Genomic DNA, 10,057 nt, shown 5'->3' with positions numbered 1-10,057 from the left:
CCCCCGCCCGGGTCCGTCGCGGGTTTCGCAACATCCGCGCAACAGCAGCCCGCCCAGCGACCGCACCGAAACCAACCCGGCCCGGGCCTGGACGGCCTCCCGGCTCGAAGAACAAGCAACGTGCCAAGCGCCACGACGTCGGCAAAACCATCAAACGCGCCGAATCGATCAAGGAACACCAAACACAACGCGGTTAAACGCCAAGCTCAGAACAGTTCCAGGTCCTTGCCGCTGGTGTCCGCGATGACTGGCCGGAACTGGGCAGGGAGGCCGTCCAGGCGGTCAGGACCGGCCGCGGCGGCCACGGCGGGGGCCGTCTCAGCCAACCATGCACGAAACCGTTCGGCGGCTTCGCGGTAGGGGACTCGAGCCAGGACACGGTGCTCGCCGGAGGGGCAGAAGTCGACGGCGACGGTGAGCAGGCAGGAACGGGGCGCGTTCTGGCTGCCCGTCCAGGACACGCGCAGGAGACCGCAGGGCTTGCGCCCGCGGGGGGCGTGGTGGGTCGGGCGCAGCGATCGGCAGGCTGTGTGGGCGGTCCATGCGGCGAGGTGCGGCAAGGGCAGGGTGGTGCGTGCGCGGCAGCCGGGGCAGCGGTGCCAGTGGCGGAGCCAGTCGTCGGCGTCGGTGCGGAAGAGGCGTGTGTAGCGGTTCGCCACGCGGATGTCGTTGCTGTACAGGTGGTCGGGGCGTTCCTGTGTGTTGCAGGACTGGCAGACGGGGGCGCGGACGTAGCCGTGTTCGTGGCAGTGGTCGAGTACGGTGGCCGGCGCGGTGCGGCATACGGCGCACGCCCACTCAGCCACCCTGCGGGAGGTACCGGGCTTCCTGCTGAGCACCGAGTACAGCTGGCCTTCCAGCTCTTTGTTGTACGGGCGCAGTGAGGCGGTGGGGCCCCCGGGGCTCGTCGACTGCCGACCGCCGGCGTCTCGGGCCTGCCGGAGGGAGGGTGGCGCGGTAACGGCTGCGCTTGCCCGGCGGGTCCGCGCGGCCTGCACCCACTGCGTTTCGGCGTGCTCGGCCGCGTCCAGCAGCCTGACCACGGCGCGTGGCAGCCACCACGTGCGCTGCGTCCCGTCGCGTGTCTGCTCCACGAGTATCTGTCGCCAGTCGATCCCCGCCAGATGGTACGGCCGGCCGACTTCACGTCGTGCTGCCCGCTCGGGGCCGCCCAGCTCATGCAGTTTCCCCGTGATGCGCTGGCGCCAACGCAGCGGCGTTTCCTCGTTGCACTCCTGCCTCGGCGCCCCACGAAACGGACCGACGCGGACCAGGTCCTGCCGATCCATCCCCACCGCGTTCAGTTCCGCAGCCGCCCGGCGCACCTCAACCTCCGGAACACTCCACTGACCGCCGCTCGCCGTCACCGTCGCCACCACATAGCCGCCGAGTAGGACGTAACCCACCCGGGCACGGGCAGGAGAGCAGGTGAATGCCCCAGAAGCCGTCGGCACGGCACTGTCGGCCGTCAAATCGACCCACAGAGCGTCCGCGGTAACCGGGGTGATCAGGCCGTCCGTGCGACCGGGCATGACACGCTCTGACATACCGACAGGCTAGCGGCCTGCAAGGTGGCAACGGATCCCAAGCGCCTCGGTCAGCCGGGCCGCCGCCCGTAACTCCGTATTCCTGGTCATCTGGTTCGTCAGCACCTCCCGCGCGCGTAGCCTCACCACCAGAACGTCAAGAACCGGGCAAGCCGCCCTCGCGCATCAGCGGTCCCCGGGCCCGGCTCGCGCCCTGCTCGCCCACCTCATCGCCAAGGCCGGCATCCTCGGCGAGGAACTGCCGGAGGCCTGACGGGAGAAGGCGGGTGGGCGGTCTGTCGGCGGCCGGTCCAGTGACGGTCGGTCTGCACGGCGTGCGCGACGGGAAGAGCTTTGGCTCCGTCGGGGAGTTGGCCGCGCTCTCCTCGAAACCGGGGCCCACGCGCTCAGCCCAGCGCCCGGTCCAGGTTGAACGCCGCGCTGATCAGTGCGAGATGGGTGAACGCCTGCGGGAAGTTGCCGTTCTGCTCGCCCGTGCGGCCGATCTCCTCCGCGTACAGGCCGAGGTGGTTGGCGTACGTGAGCATCTTCTCGAACGCCAGCCGGGCCTCGTCCGGCCGGCCGGCGCGGACCAGGGCCTCGACGTACCAGAAGGAGCAGATCGAGAACGTGCCCTCCTCGCCGCGCAGCCCGTCCGGGCTGGCCTGCGGGTCGTAGCGGTAGACCAGGGAGTCCGAGACGAGTTCCTCGCCGAGCGCGTCCAGGGTCGTGAGCCACTTCGGGTCGGTCGGGGAGATGAACTTCGCCAGCGGCATCATCAGCAGGGCCGCGTCGAGGACGCTGTCGTCCTCGTGCTGCACGAAGGCGTTGCGTTCGGCCGACCAGCCGCGCCGCATGATCCGCCGGTAGATCGCGTCGCGGGCGCCACCCCAGCGCACCATGTCCGCGGGCAGTCCCCGGCGGCGGGCGATGCGCATGGCACGCTCGATCGCGACCCAGCACATCAGCCGGGAGTACAGGAAGCACTTGCGTCCGCCGCGCGTCTCCCAGACGCCCTCGTCGGGCTGGTCCCAGTTCTCGCAGACCCACTCGACGATGCCGCAGACGTTGTCCCACTGCTCGCTGGAGATCGGCTCGCCCCATTTGTCGTAGAGGTAGATCGAGTCGATGAGCGCGCCGTAGATGTCGAGCTGGAGCTGGTCCACCGCGTCGTTGCCGACGCGGACGGGGGAGGAGGCCAGATACCCCTCGAGATGGCGCAGTTCGCGCTCCGGCAGCTCACGGCGGCCGTCGATCCCGTACATGATCTGCAGGGGGCCTCCCTCGCCGCACGAGACGCAGACGTGCTCGGCCAGGAACCGCATGAACGCCCGCGCCTCGTCGGTGAAGCCCAGCCGGAGCAGGGCGTACACGCAGAAGGCCGCGTCGCGTACCCAGACGTAGCGGTAGTCCCAGTTGCGCTCGCCGCCGATCTGCTCGGGCAGGCTCGTCGTGGGCGCGGCCACGATGGCGCCGGTGGGCGCGTAGGTGAGCAGTTTGAGCGTCAGGGCGGAGCGGTGCACCATTTCGCGCCAGCGCCCGCGGTAGCGCGACGTGGAGAGCCAGCGCCGCCAGTAGCGCACCGTCGCCTCGAACGCCTCCTCGGCCGTGGCGGTGGGGCACGCCTGCGGCACGACGTCGCTGCCGAGCCGGTCGAGCGCGAAGACGGCCGTCTCCCCCTCGTGCAGTTTGAAGAGCGACCACACGTCCCGGCCGTCGGTCTCGACCGGCACGCTGGAGGTGAGCGAGAGATCCAGCGCGGGCGACTCGAAGACCGGATAGTCGCCCTCCATGCGGACGGTGTGGGTATGGCAGCCGTAGTCGAAGCGCGGCGCGACCACGGCCCGGAACGGCAGGGAGCCGCGGACGCAGACCACCCGGCGGATCAGCCGGTGCCGGTCGGCCTCGCGCGAGTCGTCGGCGATCGGCATGAAGTCCTGGATCTCGCCGACTCCGTCCTCCGCGAAGAACCGCGTGATGAGCACGTTGGTGTCGGGGAAGTAGAACTGCTTCGTCCGGGCCGGTACGTCCGGTGCCAGCTCGAAGCGGCCGCCCTTCTCGGCGTCGAGGATCGACGCGAAGACACTGGGTGCGTCGAAGCGGCCGCAGCAGTACCAGTCGATCGTGCCGTTGGTGCCGACGAGGGCGGCACTGCGCAGGTCACCGATCAGTCCGTGTTCGGAGATCGGCAGGTACCGGGGGGTGCCGGGGCCCCCGGGAGCGCCCGCTTCGCGGGCCGCCTCGTACGACAGAGACTCAGCGGTCACAGGTCGGTCCTCCCTCTGCCTCGCGGCAAATGCGCCCGTACCCCGCAATTCATGGTAGGTCGACTTGTCGACTTATGGAGGCGGGTCGTGGAGGCAGGCGTCGGAAGGGCCTTTGAGTNGCGGGTCGTGGAGGCAGGCGTCGGAAGGGCCTTTGAGTGCCGGGGAGCCGGGGAGCCGGGGAGCCGGGGAGCCGGGGAGCCGGGGAGCCGGGCGGGCCCGGGTGTGCCGGGAGGGTCCGGGTGTGCCGGGCGGGCCCGGGTGTGCCGGGAGGGTCCGGGGGTGGAGTCCGGGGGACGCCGCCCCCGGGCGGTGTCACCGTCGGTGGAGTGGCGGTGACACCGTGCTCCGAGGTGGTCGGCGGGGCGGGGGGTCAGAAGACGAACGGGCCGGGGTTCTGCGGCGAGGTGGCGTTGCAGGTCGCCGTGATGCCGAAGACGACGACCTTGAGGGACGTCGCCTCGAGGCTGTCTCCCGTGGCGACCGTGCCGTTCAGCGGCCCGGTGGAGACCGCGCCGCCGGCCGGGATCGCCGGGTTGGCGTTGCCGGTGAACGTCGTCGTGCCGGAGCCGTTCCTGGTCAGCGTGAGGGTCGAGCTGACGGAGTTGGCGGAGAGGGGGAAGGGCGACTTGATCGCGGAGGTGGACAGGGTGATGGTGGCCGCGGTGCCGTCCTGGGTGGCCGTGAGTGAGGCCTCGCCGGATCCGAACGAGCCGCAGTCGAACGACAGGCTCGCCGTCGTGGGTTCGACCGCGAGCGCTGCCGGGGCAAGGGTGAGGGCGCCGACGGCCGTCGCGGTGAGCAAGGCCGTGCCGGTACCGAGTGTGCGGTGCTTCATCGGGGTCCCGCCTTCGTGTGTGGGGGTCACGGGATGGCGTCGCCGACCGCCGCTGCCTGCGTGGCACCGGCCCCGGCTCAAGAGGGCTGATGGGCAGTCAGGGACGGTTGTCATTGGGGCAGGAACCCCCGGAGAAAGCAAGGATGCCGACGGAGATCGTCGGCATGCTTCGGACAATTTCAGCCGCCCCGGGCGGGCGCGGGGAATCCGCCGTTCCGGAGGTGGTCGAGGTACCGGCGGAAGGCGCGGTTCCGGCCGGGACTCCCGTCCTGGGGGTTGCGGGCGCGTGAGGGTGACGCGCCACGAGTGGCACAAGGTGCCAGGCGCCGAACCTTCCGAGGCGTACGGGTGGGGCGGGCGCGGTCGCCCCGGCGGTCGGGACGGGACCGGTGCCCGCGGCGCTGACCGGCTCGGGTCGCCCGCGACGCTCGCTCGACCAGGGTGTCCGCGGCGCTGAGTCGACCGGGTGTCCGCTGCGCTCATCCGACCGGGGCGTGTCCGCGCCGTTCAGCCGATGCGGGTGCCCGCGCCGCTGACCCGTACCCTCGGGTCGCCCGCGTACGGCGTCACCGTCAGTTGCCCGGGGCGGACGCGGTGATGCGGCTCGCGCGGTCTCCGCCTCCGGCTCGGTGGTGGCGACTCCGGCCGCGGTCTCGGCATGGGCGACCTCCGCCGCCTCCGACGGCGGCCGGACGGGGCCGGAGCCCCGTCAGCCGCGGCCGATGTACGGCATCGTCGTGGACATCACCGTCGCGAACTGGACGTTCGCCTCCAGGGGCAGCTCCGCCATGTGGAGCACCAACCTGGCCACGTCGTCCACGTCCATGACCGGTTCGGGGGCGGTGCGGCCGTCGGCCTGGAGGACGCCGGTCTCCATACGGGCCGTCATCTCCGTGGCCGCGTTGCCGATGTCGATCTGGCCGCAGGCGATGCGGTAGGGACGGCCGTCCAGGGACAGGGACTTGGTGAGCCCGGTGACGGCGTGCTTCGTCGCCGTGTACGCCACCGAGTGCGGACGCGGCGCGTGTGCGGAGATGGAGCCGTTGTTGATGATGCGGCCGCCCTGCGGGTCCTGGTCCTTCATCACCCGGAACGCGGCCTGGGCGCACAGGAACGACCCCGTCAGATTGACGTCCACGACATGGCGCCACGCCTCGTGGGGGAGGTCCTCGAGGTGCACCCCGCCGGGGCCGAACGTGCCCGCGTTGTTGAACAGCAGGTCCACTCGCCCGAACCGCTCCCGCGCCGCCGTGAAGAGCGCCGTGACGGCCTCCGGGGACGTGATGTCCGTCGGGACGCAGAGCACGTCCGCCCCGCCGGTCATTGAGGCCGTCTCCTCCAGCGCGTCCGCCCGCCGCCCCGCCAGCGCCAGCGACCAGCCCGCGCCCGCGAACGCCAGGGCGACGCTGCGCCCGATGCCCGAGCCGGCGCCCGTGACCACCGCACTTCTCCGTTCTGCGTTCATGGCGCCGCAGCGTACGGCAGAGGGGCCTCCACGGTTCTCATCCGTCCGACACGCGGATGTTGTGTACCGGACAATCCGCGGATGCCGGGCCCGGCTCAAATGCGGAGTGACAACGTCCGCAAGGGGAGGGCCAGATGGCATCCGTACACCGTCACACGGACGAACTCCGTGCCGTTGCCCGGCGCATGGGCCGCCGCCGCTTTCTGACCGTCACCGGAGCGGCAGCAGCGCTCGCCTTCGCCGTGAACCTGCCCGCGGCCGGCACCGCGGCCGCCGCCGAACTGGACGCCGGAAAGCTCGCCGAGGACCCGTTCACGCTCGGCGTGGCGTCCGGAGACCCGCTGCCCGGTTCCGTACTGCTGTGGACGCGGCTCGCGCCCCGCCCGTACGAGCCCGGCGGCGGACTGCCCTCCGCCCGGATCCGGGTCGGCTGAAAGATCGCCCACGACGCCCGCTTCACCCGCGTCGCCAGACGCGGACGGGCCACGGCCCACCCCGAGTTCGACCACACCGTCCACGTGGACGTCACCGGACTCGACCCCGATCGCGTCTACCACTACCGCTTCCGCGCGGGCCGCTGGATCAGCCCCGTCGGACGCACCCGCACCGCACCCCGTGCCGGTGCCCGGATCTCCGAGCTGAGGCTGGCGGCCGTCTCCTGCCAGGCGTACCACGACGGGTACTTCACCGCGTACCGGCACCTCGCCGACGAGGACCTGGACGCGGTCTTCCACCTCGGCGACTACCTCTACGAGTACGCCGTCAACGCCGTCGGCGGCGCCCGCAACCACACCGACCGGCTCCTGCCCGCCCGTTTCGACCGCGAGACCGTCACCCTGGAGGACTACCGGCTGCGCTACGCGCTCTACCGCAGCGACCCGGACCTCGCCGCCGCGCACGCCGCCCATCCCTTCGTCGTCACCTGGGACGACCACGAGACCGAGAACAACTACGCGGGGGAGACGCCCGAGAACGACGTCCCGACGGAGGAGTTCCTGCTGCGCCGCGCCGCCGCGTACCGCGCCTACTGGGAGAACCAACCGCTGCGCGGACCGCAGCGGCCGGCCGGCCCGGACATGCGGCTCTACCGCCGGCTGCGGTTCGGCCGCCTCGCCCAGTTCGACGTGCTCGACACCCGTCAGTACCGCTCCGACCAGGCGTACGGCGACGGCTGGCGGACCCCGGGGCCCGAGTCCGAGGATCCGGCGCGCACGATGACGGGCGAGACGCAGGAGCGCTGGCTGCTCGACGGCTGGCGGTCCTCGGAAGCCGTCTGGAACGTGGTGCCGCAGCAGGTCACGTTCGCCCGGCGGCGCAACCTCCCCACGCCCGACTTCAAGCTCTCGATGGACTCCTGGGACGGCTACCCGGCCTCCCGGCAGCGGGTCCTCGACGGCGCCGAGGCCGCCGGCATCGACAACCTCGTCGTCCTCACCGGCGATGTCCACGTCGGCTACGCGTTCGACCTGAAGAAGGACTTCGACGACCCGTCCTCGCGAACGGTCGGCACGGAGTTCGTCGCCACGTCCGTCAGCAGCGGCAGGGACGGCGCCGAGAAGCCCGCCAACTGGGACAACCTCACCCGGGCCAACCCGCACATGAGGTTCTACAACGGCCGCCGCGGCTATGTGACGGTCACACTGACCACCGAGCACGCCCGTGCGGACTTCCGCACGGTCTCCGCGGTGACGACCCCGGGCGCGCCGGTGACCACGGCCGCGTCCTTCGTCACCCAAGCCGGCGACCCCGGCCTCGAGCCCGTGTGACCGGGGTGGCGGCCCGCGGCCACCCCGGGAGGGCCGGGCCCGCGCGCCTGAGGGGGCGCGGGCCCGTGCTCCGGCCCGCCGGAGGGACCGTCTTTCCCGGGAGTGGCACCCGACTCCCGGGCCGGCCATAGCCGTGCGGCCAGAGCCGTGCGGCCGTCACCGGCGCGCCGCCGCGCACCGGTTCCGCCGGCCGCCGGACGACCGGGTCGCAGTACGTCCAGGCCGCCATCGGAAACCGGCCGTGCCGCCGTGCCGCCGTGACCGGCTACTCGGCCTCGGGCACGGTCCGCGGGGACGGCTTCTCGCGCGGGGCGGCCCTGCCCGCCTCCAGGCACAGCCCCCGCGGCCGCCCGGTGCGCCGAGCGGGGTGTCGCGACGTACACCACGCCCGGCTGCCGTAGGCGGCCGGGACGCCGAACCGCCCGGCGCAGGCCCGCGCCGCCCGGCGCAAGCCATCCCGTGAACGCCGTCGCGACCCCGGCGGTCGCACACCCCACCGCGCTGCTTCACCCGTGCCCACCCCTCGGCCCCGGCGCCCGACCGGTCCTCGGTCCGCCGGTCCTCCGTGGCCGTTCCCGGCCGTGCGCGCACAGGCATCGACCAGCCCGGAGGAGCTGAGAGCATATGGGGCGACGACCAGAACAGGAGCTGTTGATGCCGGAGAGCGGGCCGACCACCCCAGAGCACATATCCCCCGCCGCGTCCGGCCCGTTGCCGGTACCGGCCTCCTCTCCGGCGCAGGTTCCCGCTCCGGCGGCGGCCCCCACCCCGTCCCGGGCCGCGGTGCCCGCCGCCGTCGCGGCCGCGCGCCGGGCCGGTCTGCTCGTCACCCTGGTCCTCGGGGGGCTCACCGCGCTTCCGCCGCTCTCCATGGACATGTACCTCCCGGCGCTCCCGCAGGTCACCGGCGATCTCCGCGCGCCCGCCGCCACCGTCCAGCTCACCCTCACCGCCTGCCTCGCCGGGATGGCCCTCGGCCAACTCGTCGTCGGCCCGATGAGCGACAGATGGGGCCGCCGCCGTCCGCTGCTCGCGGGCATGGCGGTGTACGTGGCGGCCACCGCGGCCTGTGCCCTCGCGACCGGCGCCGAGACGCTGATCGCCTTCCGGCTGCTCCAGGGACTGGCGGGGGCAGCCGGGATCGTCATCGCCAGGGCCGTCGTGCGCGACCTCTACGACGGCGTGGAGATGGCCCGCTTCTTCTCGACGCTGATGCTGGTCTCCGGGGCCGCCCCGATCGTGGCACCACTCGTCGGCGCCCAGGTCCTCCGCGTCACCGACTGGCGGGGCGTCTTCCACGTCCTCACCGGGGTCGGAGTGCTGCTCACCCTCGTCGTGGCGAAGTGGCTGCACGAGACGCTGCCCCCGGAACGCCGCCACGGCGGCGGCGTGGGCCATGCGCTGCGCACCATGCGCGCGCTGGTCGCCGACCGGGTCTTCACCGGCTACACGCTGGCGGGCGGTCTCGCCTTCGCCGCGCTGTTCGCCTACATCTCGGCCTCTCCGTTCGTGGTCCAGAGCCTTTACGGCGCCTCGCCCCAGACGTTTGGGCTGCTCTTCGCCGTCAACTCGATCGGCCTGGTCGCGGTGGGCCAGATCAACGGCAAGCTGCTGGTGGGCCGGGTCAGCCTGGACAAGGCCCTGGGCTTCGGGCTCGCCGTGATCGCGCTGTCGGCCCTCGCGCTGCTGCTGGTCACCGCCGGCGTCTTCGGCGAGACCGGACTCCTTCCCGTGGCCGCCGGGCTCTTCGTCCTGATGTCGGCGATGGGCGTCACCCTGCCGAACACCAACGCCCAGGCCCTGATGCGCGCGCCGCACGCGGCCGGATCGGCCTCGGCGCTGCTCGGCACGTCCTCCTTCCTCGTCGGGGCGATCGCCTCCCCGCTCGTCGGGATCGCGGGCGAGGCGACGGCGGTGCCGATGGCCGTGGTCCAACTGGTGTGTGCGCTGGGTGCGGTGGGCTGCTTCCTGGGTCTGTGCCGGCCGTGGCGGGCGCAAGGGCCCCAGGACGCGGCGGTACGGTCGGCGGCCCACGAGGCCGACGAGGCGGAGGAAGAAGGCAAGGCGTACGGGGAAGGCGGGGCTGACGGGGGAGGCGCGGCGGACGGGGCCGGTCGGTCCGCGTAGCGACGGGCTCGCGAGAACGGGCTCGTTGGGAACGGGCCTGCGGGATGCGCGGGAGCGGATTGGCGGGGGCC

5 protein-coding genes and 2 pseudogenes are annotated in these 10,057 nt (G+C 72.5%); 3 read left to right on the top strand and 4 right to left on the bottom strand.

What is annotated here, in order from left to right; all coding sequences use genetic code 11:
* Window positions 1-197 (top strand): annotated as a pseudogene (locus QMZ92_RS27625) (NF041680 family putative transposase); the annotation flags it as partial.
* A gap of 9 nt (window positions 198-206) precedes the next feature.
* On the opposite strand, the gene QMZ92_RS27620 reads toward QMZ92_RS27625, so the two are convergent.
* From QMZ92_RS27620 to QMZ92_RS27605, 4 genes are all read right to left on the bottom strand, one after another.
* Complete coding sequence (locus QMZ92_RS27620; protein ID WP_283300219.1) at window positions 207-1,547, bottom strand: endonuclease domain-containing protein; 1,341 nt, start codon at window positions 1,545-1,547, stop codon at window positions 207-209.
* Between the two features lie 386 nt (window positions 1,548-1,933).
* Window positions 1,934-3,793: a glycoside hydrolase family 15 protein gene (locus tag QMZ92_RS27615; RefSeq protein ID WP_502962153.1), complete on the bottom strand. Its 1,860-nt coding sequence runs from the start codon at window positions 3,791-3,793 to the stop codon at window positions 1,934-1,936.
* 370 nt (window positions 3,794-4,163) lie between these two features.
* Complete coding sequence (locus QMZ92_RS27610; RefSeq protein WP_283300218.1) at window positions 4,164-4,628, bottom strand: hypothetical protein; 465 nt, start codon at window positions 4,626-4,628, stop codon at window positions 4,164-4,166.
* Window positions 4,629-5,337: 709 nt separating this feature from the next.
* On the bottom strand, window positions 5,338-6,093 hold the full coding sequence (locus QMZ92_RS27605; protein WP_283300217.1) for an SDR family oxidoreductase: 756 nt from the start codon (window positions 6,091-6,093) through the stop codon (window positions 5,338-5,340).
* A gap of 134 nt (window positions 6,094-6,227) precedes the next feature.
* On the opposite strand from QMZ92_RS27605, the pseudogene QMZ92_RS27600 reads away from it, so the two are divergent.
* Window positions 6,228-7,859: pseudogene (locus QMZ92_RS27600) on the top strand (alkaline phosphatase D family protein).
* A 654-nt stretch (window positions 7,860-8,513) separates the two neighbouring features.
* A complete protein-coding gene (locus tag QMZ92_RS27590) occupies window positions 8,514-9,986 on the top strand; it encodes a multidrug effflux MFS transporter (protein WP_283300222.1) in 1,473 nt (490 codons plus the stop codon).
* Window positions 9,987-10,057 lie beyond the last annotated feature (71 nt).

The organism is Streptomyces sp. HNM0645, assembly GCF_030056615.1.
Lineage (GTDB): Bacteria > Actinomycetota > Actinomycetes > Streptomycetales > Streptomycetaceae > Streptomyces > Streptomyces marianii.
The sequence above is the reverse complement of the archived record's forward strand: the minus strand, read 5'-3'. Positions and strand labels throughout refer to the sequence as shown.

Bases quoted from the DNA above. Each gene is read 5' to 3' on its own strand.
- QMZ92_RS27590 (WP_283300222.1), top strand. From the start codon at position 8,514: ATGCCGGAGAGCGGGCCGACCACCCCAGAGCACATATCCCCCGCCGCG.
- QMZ92_RS27610 (WP_283300218.1), bottom strand. From the start codon at position 4,628: ATGAAGCACCGCACACTCGGTACCGGCACGGCCTTGCTCACCGCGACG.
- QMZ92_RS27620 (WP_283300219.1), bottom strand. From the start codon at position 1,547: ATGTCAGAGCGTGTCATGCCCGGTCGCACGGACGGCCTGATCACCCCG.
- QMZ92_RS27605 (WP_283300217.1), bottom strand. From the start codon at position 6,093: ATGAACGCAGAACGGAGAAGTGCGGTGGTCACGGGCGCCGGCTCGGGC.